Source organism: Paeniglutamicibacter sp. MACA_103, assembly GCF_045798555.1.
In the GTDB taxonomy this organism is placed as follows: Bacteria; Actinomycetota; Actinomycetes; order Actinomycetales; family Micrococcaceae; genus Paeniglutamicibacter.
Genome location: NZ_JBIXLN010000057.1, coordinates 1 through 22,253, shown reverse-complemented (window position 1 = coordinate 22,253; position 22,253 = coordinate 1). Strand labels below are relative to the sequence as shown.

Annotated in this window: 19 protein-coding genes and 1 tRNA gene; 12 read left to right on the top strand and 8 right to left on the bottom strand. The window is 61.0% G+C overall.

What is annotated here, in order from left to right:
* Nucleotides 1-98: 98 nt before the first annotated feature.
* The 6 genes from ACIPVK_RS19535 to ACIPVK_RS19510 form a co-directional block, all read right to left on the bottom strand.
* Nucleotides 99-467 carry an SUMF1/EgtB/PvdO family nonheme iron enzyme gene (locus ACIPVK_RS19535; RefSeq protein ID WP_407613647.1) on the bottom strand — a complete coding sequence of 123 codons (369 nt, stop codon included), beginning with the start codon at nucleotides 465-467 and terminating at the stop codon, nucleotides 99-101.
* Nucleotides 468-513: 46 nt separating this feature from the next.
* The gene (locus ACIPVK_RS19530) at nucleotides 514-1,485 is read right to left on the bottom strand and encodes a nucleoside hydrolase (protein WP_407613646.1); all 972 of its coding nucleotides are present in this window, start codon (nucleotides 1,483-1,485) and stop codon (nucleotides 514-516) included.
* A 7-nt stretch (nucleotides 1,486-1,492) separates the two neighbouring features.
* Entirely contained in the window at nucleotides 1,493-3,715 is a 2,223-nt protein-coding gene (locus ACIPVK_RS19525) for an arylsulfatase (protein WP_407613645.1), read from the bottom strand.
* An 861-nt stretch (nucleotides 3,716-4,576) separates the two neighbouring features.
* On the bottom strand, nucleotides 4,577-5,176 hold the full coding sequence (locus ACIPVK_RS19520; protein ID WP_407613648.1) for a DUF1097 domain-containing protein: 600 nt from the start codon (nucleotides 5,174-5,176) through the stop codon (nucleotides 4,577-4,579).
* Nucleotides 5,177-5,361: 185 nt separating this feature from the next.
* A complete protein-coding gene (locus ACIPVK_RS19515) occupies nucleotides 5,362-6,249 on the bottom strand; it encodes a carbohydrate kinase family protein (protein ID WP_407613644.1) in 888 nt (295 codons plus the stop codon).
* Nucleotides 6,250-6,259: 10 nt separating this feature from the next.
* Complete coding sequence (locus tag ACIPVK_RS19510) at nucleotides 6,260-7,183, bottom strand: pseudouridine-5'-phosphate glycosidase (protein ID WP_407613643.1); 924 nt, start codon at nucleotides 7,181-7,183, stop codon at nucleotides 6,260-6,262.
* Between the two features lie 104 nt (nucleotides 7,184-7,287).
* Between ACIPVK_RS19510 and ACIPVK_RS19505 the strand changes: the two genes are divergently transcribed.
* From ACIPVK_RS19505 to ACIPVK_RS19475, 7 genes are all read left to right on the top strand, one after another.
* Nucleotides 7,288-8,199: a LysR family transcriptional regulator gene (locus tag ACIPVK_RS19505; protein ID WP_407613642.1), complete on the top strand. Its 912-nt coding sequence runs from the start codon at nucleotides 7,288-7,290 to the stop codon at nucleotides 8,197-8,199.
* Between the two features lie 395 nt (nucleotides 8,200-8,594).
* Nucleotides 8,595-9,980, top strand: a complete 1,386-nt coding sequence (locus ACIPVK_RS19500) for an MFS transporter (protein WP_407613641.1) — start codon at nucleotides 8,595-8,597, stop codon at nucleotides 9,978-9,980.
* A 251-nt stretch (nucleotides 9,981-10,231) separates the two neighbouring features.
* On the top strand, nucleotides 10,232-11,287 hold the full coding sequence (locus tag ACIPVK_RS19495) for a LacI family DNA-binding transcriptional regulator (protein ID WP_407613640.1): 1,056 nt from the start codon (nucleotides 10,232-10,234) through the stop codon (nucleotides 11,285-11,287).
* A gap of 1,086 nt (nucleotides 11,288-12,373) precedes the next feature.
* Nucleotides 12,374-13,138 carry an electron transfer flavoprotein subunit beta/FixA family protein gene (locus tag ACIPVK_RS19490; RefSeq protein ID WP_407613639.1) on the top strand — a complete coding sequence of 255 codons (765 nt, stop codon included), beginning with the start codon at nucleotides 12,374-12,376 and terminating at the stop codon, nucleotides 13,136-13,138.
* Nucleotides 13,139-13,152: 14 nt separating this feature from the next.
* Nucleotides 13,153-14,121, top strand: a complete 969-nt coding sequence (locus ACIPVK_RS19485) for an electron transfer flavoprotein subunit alpha/FixB family protein (protein ID WP_407613638.1) — start codon at nucleotides 13,153-13,155, stop codon at nucleotides 14,119-14,121.
* A 46-nt stretch (nucleotides 14,122-14,167) separates the two neighbouring features.
* Nucleotides 14,168-15,100: a cytochrome b/b6 domain-containing protein gene (locus ACIPVK_RS19480; protein ID WP_407613637.1), complete on the top strand. Its 933-nt coding sequence runs from the start codon at nucleotides 14,168-14,170 to the stop codon at nucleotides 15,098-15,100.
* A 70-nt stretch (nucleotides 15,101-15,170) separates the two neighbouring features.
* Nucleotides 15,171-16,307: an acyl-CoA dehydrogenase family protein gene (locus ACIPVK_RS19475; protein ID WP_407613636.1), complete on the top strand. Its 1,137-nt coding sequence runs from the start codon at nucleotides 15,171-15,173 to the stop codon at nucleotides 16,305-16,307.
* Nucleotides 16,308-16,425: 118 nt separating this feature from the next.
* On the opposite strand, the gene ACIPVK_RS19470 is transcribed toward ACIPVK_RS19475, so the two are convergent.
* Nucleotides 16,426-16,821, bottom strand: coding sequence for a RidA family protein (locus ACIPVK_RS19470; protein WP_407613635.1), 396 nt, complete (start codon nucleotides 16,819-16,821; stop codon nucleotides 16,426-16,428).
* Nucleotides 16,822-16,921: 100 nt separating this feature from the next.
* Nucleotides 16,922-17,398: an Lrp/AsnC family transcriptional regulator gene (locus tag ACIPVK_RS19465; protein ID WP_407613634.1), complete on the bottom strand. Its 477-nt coding sequence runs from the start codon at nucleotides 17,396-17,398 to the stop codon at nucleotides 16,922-16,924.
* A 403-nt stretch (nucleotides 17,399-17,801) separates the two neighbouring features.
* On the opposite strand from ACIPVK_RS19465, the gene ACIPVK_RS19460 reads away from it, so the two are divergent.
* From ACIPVK_RS19460 to ACIPVK_RS19440, 5 genes are all read left to right on the top strand, one after another.
* A complete protein-coding gene (locus tag ACIPVK_RS19460; protein WP_407613633.1) occupies nucleotides 17,802-18,011 on the top strand; it encodes a helix-turn-helix domain-containing protein in 210 nt (69 codons plus the stop codon).
* Nucleotides 18,012-18,090: 79 nt separating this feature from the next.
* A tRNA-Ala gene (locus ACIPVK_RS19455) sits at nucleotides 18,091-18,163 on the top strand.
* Nucleotides 18,164-19,499: 1,336 nt separating this feature from the next.
* Nucleotides 19,500-19,676 carry a helix-turn-helix domain-containing protein gene (locus ACIPVK_RS19450; RefSeq protein WP_407613632.1) on the top strand — a complete coding sequence of 59 codons (177 nt, stop codon included), beginning with the start codon at nucleotides 19,500-19,502 and terminating at the stop codon, nucleotides 19,674-19,676.
* 547 nt (nucleotides 19,677-20,223) lie between these two features.
* Nucleotides 20,224-21,378 carry a N(5)-(carboxyethyl)ornithine synthase gene (locus tag ACIPVK_RS19445; RefSeq protein WP_407613631.1) on the top strand — a complete coding sequence of 385 codons (1,155 nt, stop codon included), beginning with the start codon at nucleotides 20,224-20,226 and terminating at the stop codon, nucleotides 21,376-21,378.
* A 90-nt stretch (nucleotides 21,379-21,468) separates the two neighbouring features.
* Nucleotides 21,469-22,140, top strand: coding sequence for an alpha-ketoglutarate-dependent dioxygenase AlkB family protein (locus ACIPVK_RS19440; protein WP_407613630.1), 672 nt, complete (start codon nucleotides 21,469-21,471; stop codon nucleotides 22,138-22,140).
* Nucleotides 22,141-22,253: the final 113 nt, after the last annotated feature.

Below are 22,253 nucleotides of genomic sequence, written 5' to 3'. Positions count from 1 at the left end.
CACTGGCAGGAGGACGCCAACGCCGACAAGCGGCCCGTCAACTGGCAATTCACGACCGGTGACGCCAGGACCAAGCTCCGCCACCTATACCCAGAACATTAGACACGACTAAGTACTAGGTGGAACACGGCCGATGTTCCGTACGTCTCCGCTTCTGTCCTGTATCCCGTGGCGTCAACGAAAGCGGCGAACTGTGTGTTAGTCACCGCCGTGGCATCCATCCGGAAGGCTGTCAGCTCCACTGCGTGGACCGGGACTTCCCCGTCTGCGGGGTTACCTTCCCCAAAGCTGTCGCCCATCTGGAATATTCCAGCGGGTAGCGCGATTTCGTCGTGCGGTGCTGTGTTTTTCCCGTGACCTCGGGGAGCCTGCGGTATGAGCGACTCTGTGCCGGCAGTGCGGGCGGGAGAGCAGCAAGTCGCGGCAGGAGGGTGGTTCGCCTTATTCAAAGAAGCCTCATCAGTCATTTGGGTCTAGAACGGTCAACGGCCTACCGCTATTACTGGAACCAGATTAGCCATAGTCAGGGGAGCGCAGGGCATCAAGGAAAAGGGTCCGATAGCGATGCTCGTCGACGGCAAGCGCCACGTCGATCGTTGTTCCGCGCGCTCCACCGTGCGCAAGCCTCTGTTCGGAGCTCTTCGTACGGTGGTCCACAATGGTCTGGCCCCGGGCGGGCCCAGCCGCGAGGCTAACCTCGACAGGGAGTGCGCGGGTGCTCAGTCCCTCCGGATCGATGACGGCGCAGACAGCGCCCGCGTCACCCAGGCCAGCTGCTCCGATGCCTTGAAGCCGGAAGTCCCCGGCATTGACCTTAGCCAGGTGCCCCAGTAAGTGGCCAGCGAGTCGGCTAGCCGGGTCTTCAGAGGTCGCCAACTTCCTGTAGTCGCGTTCTTCGACGGTCGTTGCATAGAAGACATCAAGACCGAACATAGTGGCCGGGACACCGGAGGAGATAACGATGTGGGCGGCTTCGGGGTCGTGCCACGTGTTAAATTCGGCTACGGGTGTGGCGTTACCAACTGACGCGGAGCCGCCCATGAAGACGATCCGCTCGATGTTTGCCGCCACTTCCGGGTAGGTGCGCAGCAGCAGGGCGATGTTCGTCATCGGTGCCAGCGGCACAAGAGTGACCGGGGTCGGGCTAGCGAAGATTTCCCTCCGCAGGACCTCAACTGCGTGGGCGGTCTCGGGGCGCCGACGCGACTTTGGGAGGCTGAGGTCAGCCATTCCGTCTGTTCCATGAACATGGGCGGCGTTCCGTGCATCCTCAAGAAGAGGCCTGGAAGCACCTGCGGCGACCGGGATATCCTGGGCTCCCAGAGCATCCAGGACTGTCATCGTGTTGGTGACAACGCCGGCCAAATCGGTATTCCCAGCCACACACGTGACAGCGCGGAGATTCCATTCTGGCTGCCGGACGGCAAGTATGAGCGCCAATGCGTCGTCCACGCCGGTGTCCACGTCAAGTATCATCTGCTGCATAGTCGTCCTATTCCGTTGACGCCATCAGTTCGGCCAGATCTTCAAGGTCGGGGCCCGCGTCGAAATGCAAAACCACACGGTCCAGAACCTGATGCGGCATCGCAAAGGGCGCTTGGTAGTCCGGTGAGACAGTGCTGACAGGATCCCTACCGACGTCCATTCCCCAGAACGAGAGATGTCCTGAGACGGACGGAATGTCGGCCTCCCCGACGCGTGAACCCTGGCAGGTCAGTTCCACCGTTGCCTGCCGTCCGTCCCTTTGTATTAGACGAAATCCCACTGTCGAGTCGGCGTCGAGTATTGGGACTTCCGCCTTGAGGACAACGCGGGCTCCGAGGTGATGATGTTCAAAGGTAAGCAGGTCGTTGCGGATATAGAGGACGTAGCCGCCCCGGACATTGCCGCTGGACAGCAGAGCACCCTCGTCTCCGGATCGGAATCCTTTCAAAAAGGCATTTACGGTCATCGCTCGATCGCTGCCGGCGATAGCGCTGGCAAAAGGCACATGGCTCTGCCCGGGCCGGAGGACGATCTCCTTGCGGTTTATGAGCCCTGAAGGACCACGCGCTGTGAGTAACTCATAGAGAGTCCTGTCATCCAGTGGAAAGGCTCCGACTCTGTCAGCCTGGTTCCACCAGAGGGCCTTGAGCTCATCGAGCTTTTTCGGGAACTTCCGTGCCACGTTGATCGACTCGGAAAAGTCCGTGGCGCACTCGTACAGTCGCCAGTTATCCTTGCTGTAGTCTTCGCCGTATTTGTGCTCGGTCACCGCTTTCCAGCCGTCGTGCCAGATTCCCCGGTGGCCCAGCATTTCCCAGAACTGCGTGGCTCGCGGCGTATCGGCCTGTGCATTGGCCATCGTGGCGGAAAGGCTTGCCCCGTCGAATTCGTTCGGCAGGTCGATATCGGCAAGATCCAGCAGCGTTGGGGTGATATCGATTGCGTGTGCGAACTGGCTGCGCACACCACCGACATCCTTGAGTCCTGATGGCCAAGAGACGACCAGAGGCGCCCGTACGCCGCCGAGGTCCAAGAACTGTTTGTAGCGCCGGAATGGCGTGTTCCCGGCCATGGCCCAGCCTTCCGGGTAATGAGCTGGCCCCATCGGTCCGCCCACCTCCGGAAGTAGTTCCAGCTGATCGGACGCGGGGCGGTGGACTCCCGAGTAGGGGGCATTTACATCAACATCACCGGTTGGGCCGCCCTCGCGGGATGCACCATTGTCTGACATGACGAGCACAATCGTGTTTTCTCGCAAGCCCAGTGTTTCCAGCGTTGATAGCAGACGCCCTATCTGGGTGTCTGCGTGTTCCAAAAATCCGGCAAACGCAGCTTGCAGGTGTGTGAAGACTTCACGTTCCTCTGCGCCCAGGTCATTCCAGGGGCGAACACTGTCACTTGCTTCAGTCAGGACAGTGTCTTGGGGAATCACACCGAGCTTTTTCTGCCGCTCCAGTCGCTCGGAGCGGGTGGCGTCCCAGCCCTTGCCAAAGACGGGAATGTACTTCTCGATGTACTCCCGGGGAGCCTGGAACGGTGCATGTGTGGCGCCCAGGGCGAACTGCAGGTAGAACGGGGAGTCGGGCCGATAGGTGACGTGATCCTTCATAAAAGTGATCGCACGGTCAGCTAGGCCTTCACTGAGGTGGTAGCCGGGATCCTCGGGTGGTTCGATCGGCTGATTGTCCCTGACAAGTTCGGGTGAGTACTGATCTGTGCACCCGTCGAGGAAGCCGTAGAACTTGTCAAATCCCCGGCTCAGGGGCCAGTTCTGGTACGGACCTGCTGGGGTAATCTCGTGCAGCGGCGTCAGGTGCCACTTGCCCGCCAGGTACGTGCCGTAACCCTCCTCTCGCAGAATTGCCGGCAGCATAGGCACGTCCTGCCTGACGCATCCCCGTGAATTTGGAAAGCCTGTGTCGGCATCGGCCAGGAACCGCATACCTAGGGAGTGGTGGTTACGGCCGGTGAGGAGGCTGGCCCGGGTTGGCGAACACAACGGTGTCACATGAAAATTGTTGTAGCGGAGGCCGGCTGCTGCCAGAGAATCGATCGAGGGTGTGTTGATCTCGGATCCGAAGCAGCCAAAGTCCGACCATCCAGTGTCGTCCAGGACGACCATGACGATGTTGGGCTTGTCCGCGAGGCCGACAGGTGGCTTCGGCCACCACGGCCGGGAATCGGAAAGGGTGGTCCCGATGACTCCTTGGAACGCATGTGGGTCTGTCACAACAATCAGCTTTCTGTAGAAGTCATGGTCTTAGCACGCACGGAGACGTTGCTCGAAGTCAGGCAGATGGGACAGCCGAGAGCGGGCAGGGCCACCCCAAGCAGGCAGCTCGAGAATGGACCACGTCGCGTGGAGCTTTTCTGCAGTGCCTGGGCGATCCACGGTCCGAAACCGCTGCCGATAACCGTGGCAGCCTGGAAGTCGATGGGCACTTACGCGAAGCGCACCTTTGGCTCCAGGTCCCAACACCGATCCCACGGCGCTGGCCATCGCAGCAGAAAACGGAGAAGATTCCGGTCTGACCGGCACCCGGCCTTCCACTCTCTGGATGTTCATCCTGTTCCTCATTCACTATGTATGGGGGTTATGGATCGAGATCGATCTCATGCGAGATGATCGATATGGCAGGAAAAGAATTGAGATCGATCTCACCAATTTAGTTCCGTCCTCAACTAACTGTCAAGTGATGTCAACTGAGGGGTCATTCTGATTTGAGACACGAATTAGCGTTCCAGTGCCGGGGCGTGCCTTCGGGGTCGAAAATCGCGGCCGGGTCACTTTGGGATCTGCTGTCAGGGGTGTGATGGCGGGACGATGGTGATGCTTGCCGTGTTTGACGCCTGTCTATCCTTGGTGCCATTGCTTGGCCTGTACATTAGCGTGTCCCACATGAACAACGGCGGGGTCAGTCCGCTGGCCAAACTTGAGCGCTACAGTTCCGCTCAGGTTCCGGTCCTCGCGGCCTGAATCACTGAAGGAAACTCAAACAAACTGTCTCAAAAAATTGACCTGCTCAAACAGAAGCATCGACGCCTTCCACCGTGCCTGCCCGTCGTTGTTGCTGCAGCGGAAATTGGGGAGTTACAGGCGGTGCTTGGTCGCAGGGGGTTCGGTTAGGACTTGTGGAGTACTACCTCGCTGTGGGCGGTCGACTGGTTCGATCCCAGGACGGGCTCGCCTGTTTGTAACTTTTGCGGGTCCGTTGTGGGTTCGGGTCATTGCAACGGCCGCCCACGAGAAGCCGATCCCTACGACGTTCATGGTGATTGCCCAAAAGAACGCCGATACCGGGTTTCCCGGGACCGTTCCGAAATGGCCGTGGTAGGTGGCAAATACAGTGGAGAAGCCTACGAACATAACGGGAATCGCTGAGAATGCCCTCAGGCGGCCGAGTAGGATTATCAGCGGGTTCACCGTCACAATGGCCAGCATCGCCGCGGTCCAGGAGGGGAAAGCATTGCCGAGGTGCGCTTGAAGGGCACCTTGAAGGGATAAAGCAGCTAGAGCACAGACTGCCCCTCCGAATAATGTCCGGGCGATGGCTGCGGCGGTGGCCCTTGACAGCTTCCCAGAAAGGGATGTTGCTGCCCAGCCGAGAAATATCCCCCAAGTCGGAAGATTGAGGTTTAGGCTCCCAATAAGAATGGTCGAAGCTGCCAGGATTGTTGCCGATGCTTCCATGGGCAGCCGTGTGCGCATTCATATTCCTTCATTTACGATCGGCACCCGTCGTTGAATCTTCCCGGCATTCGGCTAGGCGGGCTGCCGGCGATCGAGATCTGCGTAAGTCGGTTCAGGACGAAGCGTGGTTGGGTGGGTCTGTGCGGTCACAGTTTCCGTGATCCTGTACGGGGTTGCATGCTGGGTTAGGCGGGTTGGGTGATTGAGGCTCCGGGTGAGCCGAGAACTTTTGCTGCTGTGGCGTGGCCCGCGACGCAGGCTTCCCACAGGTGTCCTGTCTGTAGGTAGCCGGCCAGGAATCCGGCGGCGAATGCGTCGCCGGCGCCTGTGAGGTCGCGAATGTATTTAACTGGCGCTACGGGAACGGTGAGGGAATCTACGCCAGGGATGTGCACAGCTGTGGGCTCCGGTCCGGCTTTGGCGACTACGACCGTTTGTGGCAGGCGGGTCAGGTTTGGTCCGGGGTTACCTTGCTTCGATAGACCCAGGAGTGCGGCTTCGCTTTCGTTGGCGATCAGGAAGTCTGGGCGCAGCTCTGCCATCAATGCCAGGAAGGCTTCGATCCCGTAGCGGACCAGCATGCCGGTTGAGGAGGCGTCTACCGAAACCTGGCCTCCGCGCAGTTTCATGCGCCGGATCAGATCGCAGGCGGTGTGCTGGAGTGGACCGCCGTCGAAGGAGTATGCGGGGACATGCAGTATCTCCAGGTCTTCGAGCCAGGCATCGCTGACGTCCTGCAACAATACCGAGGCGCCACGTTGTGGAAGCATCGTCCGCTCACCGGTTTCATCGATGAGGACCACGATGGTTCCTGACTGTCCGCGGCGCTGGACTTTTACCTCAACCCCGGTGGCTGATAGGTCCTCTACGAGGAAGTCGCCGACATGGTCCTCTCCGACACAGCCGATGAAGCGTGTGGGATACAGGGGGGCGGCGAAGCCGGCCACGTTGGCCCCGCTGCCTCCCCGGGTGTGGAAGATATCCACTTTGCTGTCTGTGCCGTATTGCACCGGCTCGCCTAGCCATACGATGACATCTTCAACGAGATCTCCGACCACACCAAGCATTGTCATTCCTCCAGGATTAGCGGGTGAGAGCCATGGCGACTTCGCCACCGAGGATGACATTACCGCGGTACACATCGACATTGACATCTAGGCTGCGGCCGCGGGTGTCACGCTGGATGAAGTCCAGCAGGAACGGTGTTGTGTCGTTTCCGCTGATTCCATTTTGTTCTGCCTGTGCCCATGCACGGGAGAGAATATCATCAAGCTCTTCCGGGGGCAGTTGTTTCTCTTCGGAGATCGGGTTTGCGAGCAGGATGGCCGAATCGATTTCCAATGCGTCACGGGCGCTGGAAATGGCAGCGACCTCGTCGGGGGTCTCGACAGCATATTCGATCTCGAATCCCGAGTCGGACACGTAGAATCCCGGGTACTTATGGGTTTTGTAGCCTACGACGGGGATGTTGAGGGTCTCGAACCGTTCGAGGGTGGCAGCGACATCCAGGATGGACTTGACGCCGGCGCTGACGACGATGATCGGTGTGTGGGCCAGCGTTGTCATGTCCGCCGATTCATCAAAGGTTGTGGCAGCTCCGTGGTGGACGCCACCCAAGCCTCCTGTCGAAAATACCCTAATGCCGGCTTTGTGGGCCAAGAATGCCGTTGCCGCGACGGTCGTGCCGCCGTGAGACTGCAAGGCGGCTGCTACCGGCAGATCCCGCAGGCTGACCTTCGTTACAGCGTCCTCGTTGGAGAGTTCCCTTATCTGCTCGGTGCTCAGCCCGACTGTGGGAACACCGGCGAACACGCCGATGGTCGCGGGAATCACGCCTTGTGCCCGCAGGTTTGCCTCCGCCTCTAGGGCGACCTCCAGATTGCGCGGACGCGGAAGGCCGTGTGTGAAGATGGTCGATTCCAAAGCGACGACGGGGCGCCCCTGGGCAACAGCTGTCGCTACCTCATCGGAGACGTGGACAGCGACGTTCGTACGGGTGAATGACATTACAGGTCCTTCTGTCGACAAGATGTAATTGAACATGCTCAGCTTCCCACGGCGATCCAAGCGCAAACAAGAATCAATTCGAACATAGTTGATAGTCTTAGCCTATGAAATTCACATTGCGGCAACTTGAAATTTTCCTTGCGGTGGCGGCTGAGTTGCACTTCGCTCGCGGCGCCGAATCGCTGCACATCTCGCAACCCACGGTAAGCCAGGAGATTCGGCGGCTGGAACAGGCCTTGCACGTCAAACTCTTTGACCGCACCACTCGCTCGGCGCACCTGACAAGGGCCGGCGAAGCGCTCGTTGAGGATGCCAGGGCGATCGTGACCTCGGCTGGTCAACTGGGAGAAAAAGCTCTGATGTTCTCCCCGGATCGAGTCAGGTCATTGCGGGTCGTCGCATCGCCAAGCGTCGTGAACAAGCTCCTGCCCGATGTCATGAGCCAGGCCGAACGAGAGATCCCCACCCTGACGATTCAGGACATTCCGGTGGATACCGGAAGTGTTGCGTCGCGCTTGGCCTCGGAAGGCGGAGACATCGGCATTGGCCGGTTCCTTCAGACACCGACAGGCTTTAACAAGCAGACTCTCGTCCAGGAGCCGCTCTTGGTGGCTGTCAGCGCCACCCACCCGATGGCAGGCAAGCCGGCAATCAGCTTGCCGGATTTGGGAGACCTTCCGCTGCTCCTGTGGCCGAGAGAGCTAAACCCTGAATACTACGACCACTTGATCCAGACCTGTCATGACGCTGGGCTGGCCCCATTAATCCTTGTGGGGCCGCCACTTATCGCCGGTGCCCGGTCCTATCTGATAGCTGAGAACCGGGCGTTTTCGCTGATACCCCAATCAGCCGCAAACCACTTGTCTAACCACCTGCGCACGGTCCGGCTCAAGACACCGGCCTTTTTACCCCTTGAAATGCTCTGGCTGAAGCGGGACCCGAGGGAAATCGTGCCACAGGTTCTGGAGCTCATCCGCCAGAAAGCAGAGGCGCTTGCCTCGGTCGACGGGAATTAGCCTGCCCATTCAATGAATACGGCACCCGGGGCAACATGGGCTTAAGCACTCCTCGCTGACATGACTGCTCTCCTGCCGGGCCGCAGTTACGTGGGCACTTGTCGGATTGACAGGCGGGAACTCCATTCTTCCGATGCTCTGTCGCGGGTAAATCCTCGACCAAGAGTATGATCCTCGCTGCCGCAGTGCGAGCGTCGTGCCAGTCGGGAATGAGATAACACGTCGGAGCGGGTGGGGTTGGCCTGACACGTCATCCCTCGGCGAAAGTTGGAGTAAGTTACAAAAATCCCTTGACACTCCTCCACGCACCCCTCTACATTCATGAGATCCATCTCACAAGTTTTCCCTAAGGCCACCGTTCCTTTGAGATCGATCCCATTCCCGACTTCCCCGTAATGAGGAGAAACATGTATTCCCAAAATCCTGAGCCTCTGGCTGATGCGTCGGACACTCCGCAGTCGTCGCCCTGGACGGCTGCGATGGCCAGTACTGTGGGTTCTGTCCTGGAATACTACGACTTCTTTGTCTACGGACCCATGGCGGCCTTGGTTTTCGGTACCATTTTCTTCCCGAGTAGCGATCCAGGGGTTGCCACCCTGCTGGCCTTGCTCACTTTTGCTGTGGGCTTCGTTGCGCGCCCGCTGGGCGGCGTCGTGATCGGTCACTTCGGCGACAGGATCGGGCGCAAGAAGATGCTCATGCTGACCTTCTTCATCACCGGTGGTGTGACTGTCGGCATCGGGTGCTTACCGACCTTTGCCCAGATCGGCGTCTGGGCTCCGATTCTGCTTGTCACCTTGCGGTTTATCCAGGGCTTCGGGCTGGGCGGTGAATGGGGCGGTGCTGCCCTGCTCGCTGTCGAGCACGCACCTGAGGGCAAACGTGGATTCTTTGGCAGTCTCGTCCAGGCCGGTGCACCGCTGGGCGTCATCCTCTCCAGCGCCGTTGTCGCCCTCGTGACACTAATGCCGAGGGAGGATCTGCTGACTTGGGGCTGGCGGATCCCGTTCCTGCTCAGCATCGTGCTGGTCATCTTCGGCCTCGTGCTTCGCATGCGCTTGACGGAAACCCCGGATTTCGAGAAGGCCAAGGACGTCCAGTCGCAGAAGAAGATGCCGCTGGTTGTTGCATTGCGCCGCTACCCGGCACAGATCCTTTCCATGATCGGACTGCACGTCACCGACACGACCCTGGGCTTCATGCAGGGTGTCTTCGTCCTGGGCTTTGCCACCACAACCTTGGGCATCAGCGCCACAACGGCATTGATCGCCAACATCTCCGCGTCCGTGGCTAACCTGATCGTCACGCCTCTGGCAGGTGCCATCGCTGATCGCATTGGTCCCCGGCGGGTCCTTGTCACCGCCATCGTTGTGCTGGCCCTCTGGGCATTCCCGATGTTCTGGCTCATGGAGACCAAGAGCGTCCTCGCCCTGTTCATCGTCATGACTTCCAACGGCATGATCGTCGGCACCCTGTTTAGTCAGCAGGCGTCCCTGTTTGCCAAAGTGCTGGACCCCACCGTGCGCTACACGGGGATGTCCGTCGGCTTCCAGACCGCAACCGTCATCGGCGGTGGCTTCGGACCGCTGATCGCCCAGGCGCTGCAGAACAGCGCCGGCGGAGCCACCTGGTCCATCTCCACATACCTCGTCATCGTGGCGCTGATCGGCCTCGTTAGCTCCATCTACCTCACTTCCCAACGCGCATCCCAAAAAGCCCACGGCTCCACCCCAGCCGAACCCACCCTTCAATTGACGACAACGGGCCTCAAGGAAAGCTGAAACGAGCGTCCGGATGGGCGCACTGCAGAAAGGTCCGGCGGCTGGCGCCCCCCCAGTCGGCGGGCTTTTCTGTGTTCGTTTTTCTCGCAGTTATGCGCAGCACCTGAAGCTTGACTAGTTGAAAATCTCAATCAATTGACACGACAGCACGGGGCACGCCTGGGCGCGGATCGGAATAAGCCGCTTGCTCTACTGCGATGCACTGCCGCGCGGATGGCTGCCGTGCCCCAGTCCAGCTACGATTGGATCATATGTCGAACAGAAGCGTCTCCCCTGCAACCATGCTGGACGTTGCCGCCAAGGCCGGTGTTTCGCGCGCTACGGTATCAAGAGTCTTCACAGCTCCCGAAAGCGTGGCCGAGTCCACGCGTGAGAGGGTGATGGCGGCTGTCGACCAACTTTCCTACACGCTGAACACCGCCGCGCGCCAGCTGCGGAACGGACGTTCGCGGACCATTGCGCTCTTGGTGGGCGACATTTCCCAGCCATTCCAAAGTCAACTAGCGAAGTCCGTGGCTCATGCAGCGGAATCGCGGGGATACAGTGTCCTGCTGTGCGACCTGGACCATAACATTGACCGGCTTCACAACTTGCTTCGCATTCTGCCCCTTCAGGGCGTCGACGGCATAATGCTGGCGACAGCTGATGATGTTGATGTCCCAAAGGTAAGAGCAGCCATAGATACAGCGGAGCGAAACGGCACTCGAGTCTTAGTCGGAACAGCCCAATTAGGATCTTCCTCTGCGATCGGCTGGGCAACCGACTACGCCTCCATTGCATTCCAGGCGACGAAGCACCTGCTTGATCAGGGCATATGGCCGATCGTTATGCTGGGAGGCAACGAAAACTCTGTCGTTGGAAGGCTGCTGCGGCGGGGATACATCCAAGCGTGCACCCAAAGCGGCCTGCCCGAAAAGGAAACAGAGTGTGTCTACACTGGCCTGACTCCCGACTCGGCAAGGGTGCAGGCTGACAAAATACTCGAATCCGAAAATCCTCCCTCGGGGTTTGTGACAACTACGGTTCCCATTGCGTTGGGAGTCATGGCGGCCTTAGCTGACAAGAAGCTGGATATCCCTCGCGAAGTGAGTCTCGTGGCCTGCGAAGATGTCCGGCTTGCTGAGCAACTCAAACCGACTCTCACCACAGCCGGTACGGATATCGATGCCCAAGGCCAGACTATGTCGCTCGCATTGATAGACGCCATTGAAGGTCACCCCACTTCCCTCCGAAGCCTAGAGACACGCCTTACCGTCAGGGAGAGCTCAAGATACCCCTCCGTGCCTACCGCCACCCCTGATGCCTGATCCTATTCCCGATCCGCTGCCGTCCATGTCTTTCGGTACGCATTGAGCTCCAGAGGCACTGACCGGGCGTCGTGCCCGGCTATCGTCGGCCGGTTTCGCCGTGTTTTGCTGTTAGCTGCGGAGGATTACCAATCTCTCGATAGTTCTTGAATGTTCATCTGCGAAGTTTCGCAGAGCCGCGTCATTGACATCGGAGATCCACATATAGATCTTCTCGAAGTAAAGGTCTGTGGATCATCGATGAACATGCCGACGGATATCTCGTAGTCGCGTCGCGACTCTGGGCTCATACGCGTGAGTAATGTTTTGGGTTTGGAGTCCATTGAATAACTCTCCGGCTCGCTCTTCAGGGGCCTAGCCTTGTCAGAGGTAGAACGGTACGGCCTCATGCAAGAAGATGAGGTGATTTACTCCCAAACGGATGAGTGCGCGCGGCCGTTTGATGCGCTCTTCGTGCAGTCTGCCCTCGCAAATGGTCACGAGCTAAGCCTACTGGCGGCCTAAGTGCGTAGAACCCGACGGTATCCAGTGTGCCTTTCAATGAAAGCTAACTGGCGCCTTTGGCGACGGTCGCCGCTGCGCGTAGCTGCCATCCATCACATCGCGATCGTATGCAACGAACGCCCCTAATGGTGTCCCGAGTAGGGCACCCGAAAGCGTCCCATAAGCCGGTCCATCAGCGGCGCAACGCGGCCAGGTTTTTCACTTCAAGAGATCGATATGGTTCCGTGGTAGCAGGATTCTCGTATGACCCGCCGGAAAAGCTCGCGGAGAAAAGCCCACCGCCTGCCGGTGCCAATCGGTACATTCACCGTCCCTTAATCGCCTTGGCGGAATTTTCGTACTGGTCACCCTTTGATTCCCCACGGCCCGTCGGCCGGCACCGCAATGGCACCCTGCTCCGTCCCGGATCGCTGAGGACGTAGGTCGCCCAAGGGGAAATATGTCCTCCGGCTGCTGCACGGACGCGTGCTCCGTGGCGGGAATCGCCGTCTCTACAATTTAGTAGGAAGACCTAGTAAATTTTGGCGGTTCCTAGTAGTCTCGCGGTTGAGTGCAAAGCCCAGCATCACAAGGAGAACTCGGATGAAGATCGTGGTTTTGATCAAGCAGGTTCCGGACACCGCGGAGGAACGCAGGCTGTCCCCGGACACCGGGAGGGTCGACCGCGAGGGCGCCGAGCCGGTCATTGACGAAATCACCGAACGTGCACTGGAACTGGCCCTCACGGTCAAGTACGGTGACAAGTCCACCGAGGTCGTTGCCGCCACCATGGGTCCGCCCGACGCCGCCAAGTCCCTCCGCAAGGCCTTGTCCATGGGAGCCGATTCCGGCCTCCACGTCCTGGACGACTCTCTGGCCGGGGCCGACGCGGTACTCACCGCCGCGGCGCTGGCGGCGGCACTGCGCGGAGCCGGCGCGGACCTGGTCATCGCCGGCAACGAGTCCACCGACGGCCGCGCCGGAATGATCCCGGCCATAATCGCCGAACACCTGGGGCTGCCGTTGCTCGGCTCCCTGGTGTCCGCCGAAATCGGCGTCAACGCCGTCACCGGGGTGCGGCAAACCGAGGCCGGCACGCAGGACGTCACCGCAACGTACCCCGCCGTGCTCACCGTCACCGAACGCTTCGAGGAGGCCCGCTTCCCCAACTTCAAGGGCATCATGGGCGCCAAGCGCAAGCCGGTGTCAACGATCTCCGCCTCCGAGCTCGGCGTCGCCGCCGCAGCGCGCAGCACCGTGCTGGATGTTGCGCAGCGTCCCGCGCGCACCGCCGGCCGCAAGATCGTCGATGACGGGAACGCGGCCGCCGAACTTGTCGACTTCCTCGCCGCCCGGCGCCTGATCTAGCAAAGGTCCCCATCATGCCAAGCATCCTTGCCCTCATTGAACTGACCCGCACCGGACACCCCACAGCCTCGGCGCGCGGCCTGCTGGCGGTCGCCGCCCGGCTCGGCAGCCCTGTCGCCGTCACCGTATCCGACACCGCGCTGCCGCCCGAGACCGTGGCCAGGCTCGGCGCGCTCGGCGCCGCGAAGATCCACGCCGTTGAGGTGGCCGACGCGAACACCGCCCTTCTCACGCCGCTGGTCGACGCCCTTGCCGACGCCGTGGCGGCCCACGAACCCGCCGCCGTGCTGGTCGCCGCGTCGGTCGACGGCCGCGAGGCCGCCGGACGACTGGCCGTGCGCACCGGCGGGGGACTGCTGGTCGACGTCGTTGACGCCGCCCTGTCAGACTCCGGGATCACCACCGAACACTCGGTCTTCGGCGGCAACTACACGGTCCACGCGGCGGTGCCCGACGCGCTGCCCATCCTCACCCTGCGTTCGGGCGCCATCGACGAGCAGGCGGCCCCCGCAGCCCCCGAGGTCAATGCCGTGAGGCTCGAGCCGGGTAGCGCCCGCACAGCGGCCATCACCGCCCACGCCGATCTTCCGGAAGTCTCCTCCCGGCCCGAACTGCGCGGGGCCGCCACCGTGGTCTCCGGCGGCCGCGGACTGGGATCGGCCGAGAACTTCGTGCTGGTGGAGCAGCTTGCCGACGCCCTCGGTGGGGCGGTCGGCGCCTCCCGCGCGGCGGTCGACGCCGGATACATCGCCCAGAGGTCCCAGGTCGGGCAGACCGGCGTGAGCGTGTCCCCGCAGCTCTACCTGGCCCTGGGCATCTCCGGGGCCATCCAGCACCGCGCCGGCATGCAGACCGCCAAGACCATCGTGGCGATCAACCGCGACGAGGACGCCCCGATCTTCGAGATCGCCGACTTGGGTATCGTTGGGGATGTGTTCACGGTGGTTCCACAGGTGGTTGAACTGCTCAAGTCCCGCCCCTGAACCACCGCACCATGCTCCAACCCGCCACTAGCACGAGGTACCAGAGATGACCGCACGGTCCACCCCCAAGAAGCAGGCCGCCAACAAGTGGGTGCGCGCCGGCATCATTGCAGGATCCCTGATCGTCCTGCTGCTCATCGCGGTCTTCGTCGCCCGCTGGCTGGTGACCCTTGAGGGCGTCAAGACCTGGATGGGGACCTACACCGGGCACTCGGAACTGCCCGCCGGAACGCCGGTCGGATTCCCGGCCTGGCTGGGGTGGCAGCACTTCCTCAACGTCTTCTTCCTGGTGCTGATCGTGCGCACCGGCTGGCAGGTGCGCACCGTTACCCGCCCGGCCGCGCACTGGGTGCGCAACAACAAGGGCCTGATCCGCACCAAGGGTGCGCCGAACCGCATCAGCCTTGACCTCTGGTTCCACCTCACGCTCGACGCCCTGTGGGTGCTCAACGGGATCATCTTCATCATCGTGCTCTTTATTACCGGCCAGTGGGCGCGGATCGTGCCCACCAGTTGGGACATCATCCCCAACGCCGTCTCCGCCGGGCTCCAGTACCTCTCGCTGAACTGGCCGACCGAGACCGGCTGGGTCAACTACAACGCCCTGCAGGTGCTCACCTACTTCGTCACCGTCTTCATCGCCGCCCCGCTGGCGATCATCACCGGGGTGCGGATGTCCGGCGCCTGGCCCAAGAAGGCGGCCGCCCTGAACAAGGCCTTTCCCATGGAGCTGGCCCGCGCCCTGCACTTCCCGGTCATGATCTACTTTGTCGCCTTCACCGTGGTGCACGTGGCCCTGGTGCTGGCCACCGGGGTGCTGCGCAACCTGAACCATATGTACGCTGCCAACAATTCGGCCGGGTTCACCGGGCTCATCATCTTCGCCGTGTCCATCGTGGTGATCGTGGGCGTCTGGTTCCTGGCCCAACCGGTCTTCCTGCGCCCGATCGCCTCGTTGACAGGAAAGGTCGGCAAGTAGCCGAACCCCGGTTCGAAACCCCGGAGAACGATCCCGACTTCCGCCCACCCCGCCGACCCAGGAGCCGACCATGTTTGAACTCACCGAGGACCAGCAGGCAGTCATTGCGATGGTGGCCGACTTCGCCACCGAACAGATCGCCCCGCACGCAGCGGAGTGGGACCGCGACCACCACTTCCCGGTCGACGTGCTGGCCGAGGCCGGGGCCCTGGGCATGGGCGGGGTCTACGTGCGCGAGGAATTTGGGGGCTCGGGCATGAGCCGGCTGGACGCCGCGCTGATCTTCGAGGAGTTGGCCAAGGCCGACCCGACCATTTCCGCCTACATCTCCATCCACAACATGGTGGTGTGGATGATCGACAGGTTCGGCAACGACGAGCAGCGCGCGGCCTGGGTGCCGCAGCTGTGCACCATGGAGATGCTGGGCAGCTACTGCCTCACCGAGCCCGGCGCCGGCTCCGACGCAGCGGCGCTGAGCACCCGGGCGGTGCTCGACGGGGACTCCTACGTGCTCAACGGGACCAAGCAGTTCATCTCCGGCGCCGGGTCCTCCGGCGTGTACCTGGTGATGGCCCGGACCGCGGACACCGGCAGTGCAGGCATCACCGCCTTTCTTGTCCCCGACGGAACGCCCGGACTGTCCTTCGGTGCGCTGGAGGCGAAGATGGGCTGGAACGCCCAACCCACCCGCCAGGTGGTCATGGAAAACGTCAGGATCCCCGTGGGCAACCGCCTGGGCGAGGAGGGGACCGGGTTCGGGATCGCCATGAAGGGGTTGAACGGCGGCCGGGTGAACATCGGCGCCTGCTCGGTTGGCGGCGGCCAGGCGGCCCTGGAGAAGTCCATTGCCTACCTGAAGGAACGCGAGGCCTTCGGCAAGCCGCTGATCGGCCAGCAGGCGCTGCTCTTCGCGATTGCCGACATGGAGACCGAGCTGGAAACGGCGCGGACCATGATCTGGCGTGCCGCCGACGCCCTGGAACGGGGGACGGCGGACACCGTGCGCCTGTGCGCCATGGCCAAGCGCGTGGCCACCGACGCCGGTTTCAACGCAGCCAACACCGCCCTGCAGCTGCACGGCGGCTACGGCTACCTCTCCGAGTACGGGATCGAGAAGATCGTGCGTGACCTGCGGGTGCACCAGATCCTGGAGGGCAGCAACGAGATCATGCGCTTGGTCATCGGCAGGTTGGCCGTGGAGCGCTAACCTGGGGTGGCGGTCGGTGAACGCCGCGCTACCAATGGGTCTGGATTGCCGGTGATTCGGCGGGCCGTGCCGGCAACGAGCAACGTTGGGCCCCGGCCCGCCGAAAGGGTTGGTCGGGCTACTTCCCTGCCCAGGCCGTGGCTTGGACCTCGACCAAAAGTTCGGGTGCGAGCAGCGGCGCAACGATGGTGGCACGCGAGGGGCGGTGGCCACCGAAGGTGTCGACCCAGGCGCGGTTGTATTCCCCGGCCATGGCTGCATCGTTGATGTAGACCGTGGCGGTGGCGACCGAATCAAGCCCGAGGTCGTAGGCGGCCAGGACGGTCTGCAGGTTTTTGAGGGTCTGCACGGTTTGCGCGTAGATGTCGTCCTTGCCGACCAGGACCTTGTTTTCGTCCTTGGAGACCATGCCCGAAACGAACACCAGGTCGCCCGCGCGGGTGGCGCTGGGGAACGGGCTTGCCTCGGTGGTCATGCCCGCAACGTCGATGTTGGTAAGTCCCGCAGTGCCCATGATGCTCCTCAATGAGTGATGGTGTCGGCGGCAAATCGCCGCCCAGAAAAGACTAGGGCATCGAGCGGGCAGACGCGGGGACGTGGGCCATAGGAGGGGTCTAGCTCAGGTGGTTGAGCAGAGCCGTCGTGCGGTAGGGGATTACGTCGCGCAGGATCATCGACGTGGAGGTCCGGGTGATACCCGGGCAGAGGCGGATTTCCTCGCTGACCCGGTAGAGGTCATCAGGATCCTTGGCGACGGCACGGATCAGCAGGTCGGTGTCTCCTGCCGGGGCGACACATTCGAGGACCTCCGGAATCAGGCTCAACGCCGCGATGGCTTCTTCCAAGTGTGACTGGTCAAGCTCCGCGCTGACGACGGCCGAGACCCCGCGGCCAACGGACGCCGGCTTCACACGGCTGGAGTTCGGGCGCAGGGCCCCGGAACTTGCAAGACGCTCCATGCGGGTCTGGACGGTGCCGCGGGCCAGGCCCAATCGCTGGGCCAGCATCATGGTGGGAACCCTGGGATCCTCGTCCAGGGCCAAGAGAATGCGCCTATCGGTATCATCCAGTTGGTACGATTCCGGCGTCATTCCGGCTCCTTCGCCTAGGTTCGGTCAGACTGACCAAGTTGTTCGGTAGCTACCGCTCCATGTTAGTCAAAATGATCAGTGATTCCCAACTGTGTTGCACGGTATGCCCGGTTGTTGCTTTAGTAGTTGTTAGAAGCTCAACCAAGGTCACAAGCTACGGCGAGCAGACCCCCGTAGCGGGACCGAATCCAGGCCGCGCTACAGGTCGGCCCACAAGGTCCCCGGTCGCACACTAAGAGTGGTCCGCAACGATTCCAAAAACTTGGAGTCATCGCGGACCACTCTTGTTTTTGCCGTCCCATTGTCGCTTCGTCGCCCTTGTGACGAGCCGGAGTTATCCACAAAAGTGCTTGGGGGCATTTCGCTGGATAGGGGAACGGGTAGCCTTCTTTACATGAGGTTCATGCGTCTAGAAGATGTCGCCGACGAGTTGAATGTAAACCTGCCGCAGGTGCGGTCTTTGGTGCGCAGCGGGGACCTGCCGGCAATCAAGATTGGCGGACGCGGAGTATGGCGCGTGGAACGCAGTGAACTCGAGGCATACATCCAGCGCCAATACACGGTGGCGCGAGAATCTATCGAAGCCGGATCCACCGACGGCGACGAAGAATAGGGATTTTGCGGACCGACGATTTTGCGTGCGGGCCACCGCGGGTTTAGGCTAAAAACGTTGCGGGTCCAGGCCGTAACGCGGGGCTTTAGCTCAGTTGGTAGAGCGTTTCGTTCGCAATGAAAAGGTCAGGGGTTCGATTCCCCTAAGCTCCACAAATAACCGTCTTTGACTAGTCGTTTCATAACTTGTCGAACTTTGCGCTCCACGTTCGTAAACGCGTATTACACGTCTCATAGGATTTCGAGATTTCGGAGCAGGCTATCAAGCCGTCATTGCACCCGGAAAACATGACGATGAGCATTCTGATGGGTGCGGTCAACAGGGGTCGCCGGTGCGAATCCGGCAGGGGCTCTACGATCCGTGTAAACAAAGGGATGCAGGCTCGGTGAAGGCCGCGAAGATGGAGCCAGTATTAGGCTCAGGGGCTCTTTTGAGGCCAATTTGAAAAAGCCTTGGCGGCTTATTCCCAATACCCGCCGCTCGCAGTAGAATGCTGCCCACGGGCATTTGCCCGTGGGCAGCAGACCTGCGCTGGGGCAGTGTCAAGGTTTGCGCCAAACTGCAGCGTTTGCCGCCGAGAAGTTTTCATCACTTCGAAGAATTGAGGTATGCGATGCGCAAGAAGTCACTACTGGGTGCCGCCCTCTGTACGGCCGCACTGATTGGGGTGCAGACTGCCCCTGCGTTTGCCCAGGGACAGGTGGAACGGGGTCCGGAACACGCTAATTCCATCTGCTCTTTCTCGGGACTGAACGATGACCCTGCAGAGGCGTTCCCGTTCGATGGAAGAGTGCAGTCCTACGGTCAGCTCGTCAAGAGAGGCTTCAAGGATTTTGCACCGAGCCCCGGCCAACTCTGTAACGGGCATTTGTTCCCATTCCCTGAGGCTTTCCTCGGAGAGGATCACTAGCGGGAGCTTTCTGACTAATTCGTTCCCCAAGGCCCCGTCAATAAATAAACCGCGGAAGTTGCGGCGTGTCGGGGCCTTCCCTTGGTCGAAATATGTACGAGCTAAAATCATGATTTATGGTATCGCCGTGTGCAAGAAGATAATCAACGGCAAGCCGTACTGTGGACTTTCGCACTTCAGTATCTGGGGCCTCGAGCGCGCCATCGAGCTTGGCTGCAGAGGATACGCAGCCATCCATTGAAGCGGTGGAGCATGAAGAAGCGATCTACTTGCGTCAGGTCCAGACCGATGCCACGGTACGGGCCATGCGCCGAATTGCCAGAAAATCCAAACGTCCAGCGACTGCTGTGACCCACCCTCCGGAGGGACCAATGCGATACACAGTCATGGTGACCCGCGGCCAAGTAGCGGAGCGTCCACGCTACTGACGAAGAATCGGCGGCACGAAAGGTCCAAGAGGCGTTTGATCGTCCCTACGGCTATTTCGGAACCTAGAAAACGGTCAGCTCCGAGGTGGAAGTGACGGAAAAGAATCTGTTCTGTCGAGGGTACTCAACGCAGTAAGCGCGGAAGGCGGATTGCTGCTGGGACTGAAGGAAGCTGGCAAGGCTCTCGGCATCAGCTATTCAGCGATCTATGAAATGGTCAACAAAGGCGACCTGGAGCATGTGATGATCGGTTCGCGCAAGTACGTTGCTCGCGAGGCGCTCCTGCAGTTCATTGAGAAGAATAGGTACCGTGGGTTTCACCACTGACCGCAGACCGCGCGCACCGCAACGCTGAGAGGGCGACCACGTCATGGCAAAGTCACCGCCAACGGAACGGCAACTCGAGGTGCTGCAGTGGATTGCCGATGGCAGTCCCGATGGGGGTGATGACAGATGCGACGTACAAGGTCAGCGCCGACGCGCTGGATCGCCGCAACGTCGTCAGAGTGAAGCGACGCAGGAATCCTTGGTCGCTCCCCTTCATATAGGGTCACGAACGCGTAGCCGAAATACCGCCATAAGCGGAAGCCGACGAATTGCACGACGTCGCACAGGGATATGTGCAGCCCGATACGCTCCTTGACGAGTCATATAGCGACGCGACGAACCACGAAAGGCGAGATCGCCGCAGACCTCTCGCGGACGAGTCGGCCACGGGATTGACCCCTCGACGATCCCGAAAAGGCCCAATGCCCCGGAGGGCTCCGGGCGTGAGGGCAAGACTTTTCGGAGGCAAGGGAAGTCGACCCGTGTACCGTGAGCCTTATGGGGCGGGTCATTTTGGCCTGCTCCACACAGGAAGAGAACAAGAAGCATGAGCTTTACGAATGAACTTACATTGGGTGTCATTGCCACTTCCAGCAAGGTGGACGAGCAGCGTTTGCCGATCCATCCCTCGCACTTTGAACGCATTGACGAGCGATTCCGCGGCCTCATCACGGTTGAAACCGGTTACGGGTTGGCCTGCGGAATAGACGACGAAGAACTCGCGCCGTTCGTCGGAAAGTTCGCCTCCCGCCAGGAAGTCATCGCAGGCAGCGACATCGTCCTCTTGCCCAAGCCCCAGGCCTCTGATCTGGTGGAAATGCACGAGGGGCAGACCCTTTGGGGCTGGCCGCACTGTGTCCAGGACACTGAGCTGACGCAGCTTGCCATTGACAAGAAGCTCAACATCATTGCCTTCGAGGCCATGAACCACTGGGGCACGGATGGCAGCTTCGGGCTGCATGTGTTCCACAAGAACAACGAACTGGCGGGCTACTCTTCGGTCATCCACGCCCTGCAGCTCTGCGGCAACACGGGTGACTACGGGCGCAGACTCTCGGCAACCGTCATTGGGTTTGGCGCGACCGCCCGCGGGGCGGTCACCGCCCTGCGCGCCCACGGGATCCACGACGTGCGAGTCCTTACCGGACGATCCGTCGCCGCGGTCGCCTCACCCATCCATTCCGTCCAGATGGTCCAGTTCGACCACGACGGCGGACCACACCTCAGTGAGGTCATCACGGACGAGGGGCGATTGCCGCTGGCGCCGTTCCTCGCCGAAAGCGACATCGTGGTGAACTGTACCCTGCAGGATCCAAACGCCCCGTTGATGTACCTGCGCACCGAGGACCTTGCGGCGTTTGCCCCGGGCAGCCTGATCGTCGATGTTTCCTGCGACGAGGGAATGGGCTTTGAATGGGCCAAGCCCACGACATTTGCCAAGCCGATGTTCACCGTTGGACGGAACATCAACTATTACGCAGTGGACCACAGCCCCTCCTACCTGTGGAACTCGGCCAGCTGGGAAATCAGTGAAGGGTTGTTGCCGTTCCTGGATTCGGTGATGGGCGGTCCAACTGCCTGGCAAGAGAACGAGACGATTGCCCGGGCCATCGAGATTCGCGACGGCGTCATCCAGAACCCGGCCATCCTGGAGTTCCAAAACAGGTCTGCGGAATACCCGCATATGATGGCAAAGGACTGATTCCCGGAGCTGGTTCGGGAACGCGGCGGCAGCAGCAAGAATGCGGCGGGAGCTTCCCGCATCACCGCCGTGGCAACGGGAGGCGATGACTTGAGTACCCTCTTCTCCGAGAGTTTTCTGGGCCGACCCAGGCGGGAGCTTGCTCCCGGCGCTTATTGGGTTCCCGACTGGTTAAGCTCGGAGGAGCAGCGCTGGCTGGTTGCACGGTTCCACGAATGGGGGCGGGGGCCCGTGCCGCCGCGGGCGGCCATGATCGGCGCCCATGAAATGTCGGTGCAAACCGTTTGCCTGGGGTGGCACTGGCGCCCCTACGCCTATTCGCGTGAGGCCGTCGATGTCAACGGCAACCGGGTCCTGGAATTCCCCGACTGGATGGTGCGGCTTGGCCGCAAGGCACTCTTCGCCGCCACCAAGGACGCGGCAGCCGCCGAAAGCTACACCCCGGACACCGCCTTGGTGAATTACTACGGGGCAGAATCCAAGATGGGCATGCACCAAGACCGTGACGAGCGGTCGGTCGCCCCGGTGGTCTCAATCTCCATCGGGGACACCTGCCAGTTTCGGTTCGGGAACACGGAGAATCGAAACAAGCCGTACGAGGACATCCTGCTGGCCTCGGGGGACCTGTTTGTGTTCGGCGGCCCCGCTCGGCTTGCCTTCCACGGGGTCACCAAGGTCTTGCCCGGAACGGCACCCGCCGACTGCGGGCTCGAAACGGGACGAATCAACATCACCATGCGGGTCACCGGACTGGCCGACTAGACAATATGTAAGTGAGGCCGGAACCTCCGCTTCAAGCCTTCGTGGTTTGCCTTTTCGGTCGGGTCTTGGCCTTGCAGCCAAACCGCTGTGGAATGGTAGTGCCACATTGAAGG

What these genes read in the sequence shown, in the direction of transcription:
- ACIPVK_RS19535 (WP_407613647.1), bottom strand. Translation starts at nt 467, where the DNA reads ATGACTGATGAGGCTTCTTTGAATAAGGCGAACCACCCTCCTGCCGCG.
- ACIPVK_RS19530 (WP_407613646.1), bottom strand. Translation starts at nt 1,485, where the DNA reads ATGCAGCAGATGATACTTGACGTGGACACCGGCGTGGACGACGCATTG.
- ACIPVK_RS19520 (WP_407613648.1), bottom strand. Translation starts at nt 5,176, where the DNA reads ATGGAAGCATCGGCAACAATCCTGGCAGCTTCGACCATTCTTATTGGG.
- ACIPVK_RS19515 (WP_407613644.1), bottom strand. Translation starts at nt 6,249, where the DNA reads ATGACAATGCTTGGTGTGGTCGGAGATCTCGTTGAAGATGTCATCGTA.
- ACIPVK_RS19510 (WP_407613643.1), bottom strand. Translation starts at nt 7,183, where the DNA reads ATGTCATTCACCCGTACGAACGTCGCTGTCCACGTCTCCGATGAGGTA.
- ACIPVK_RS19505 (WP_407613642.1), top strand. Translation starts at nt 7,288, where the DNA reads ATGAAATTCACATTGCGGCAACTTGAAATTTTCCTTGCGGTGGCGGCT.
- ACIPVK_RS19500 (WP_407613641.1), top strand. Translation starts at nt 8,595, where the DNA reads ATGAGGAGAAACATGTATTCCCAAAATCCTGAGCCTCTGGCTGATGCG.
- ACIPVK_RS19495 (WP_407613640.1), top strand. Translation starts at nt 10,232, where the DNA reads ATGTCGAACAGAAGCGTCTCCCCTGCAACCATGCTGGACGTTGCCGCC.
- ACIPVK_RS19490 (WP_407613639.1), top strand. Translation starts at nt 12,374, where the DNA reads ATGAAGATCGTGGTTTTGATCAAGCAGGTTCCGGACACCGCGGAGGAA.
- ACIPVK_RS19485 (WP_407613638.1), top strand. Translation starts at nt 13,153, where the DNA reads ATGCCAAGCATCCTTGCCCTCATTGAACTGACCCGCACCGGACACCCC.
- ACIPVK_RS19480 (WP_407613637.1), top strand. Translation starts at nt 14,168, where the DNA reads ATGACCGCACGGTCCACCCCCAAGAAGCAGGCCGCCAACAAGTGGGTG.
- ACIPVK_RS19475 (WP_407613636.1), top strand. Translation starts at nt 15,171, where the DNA reads ATGTTTGAACTCACCGAGGACCAGCAGGCAGTCATTGCGATGGTGGCC.
- ACIPVK_RS19470 (WP_407613635.1), bottom strand. Translation starts at nt 16,821, where the DNA reads ATGGGCACTGCGGGACTTACCAACATCGACGTTGCGGGCATGACCACC.
- ACIPVK_RS19465 (WP_407613634.1), bottom strand. Translation starts at nt 17,398, where the DNA reads ATGACGCCGGAATCGTACCAACTGGATGATACCGATAGGCGCATTCTC.
- ACIPVK_RS19460 (WP_407613633.1), top strand. Translation starts at nt 17,802, where the DNA reads ATGCGTCTAGAAGATGTCGCCGACGAGTTGAATGTAAACCTGCCGCAG.
- ACIPVK_RS19445 (WP_407613631.1), top strand. Translation starts at nt 20,224, where the DNA reads ATGAGCTTTACGAATGAACTTACATTGGGTGTCATTGCCACTTCCAGC.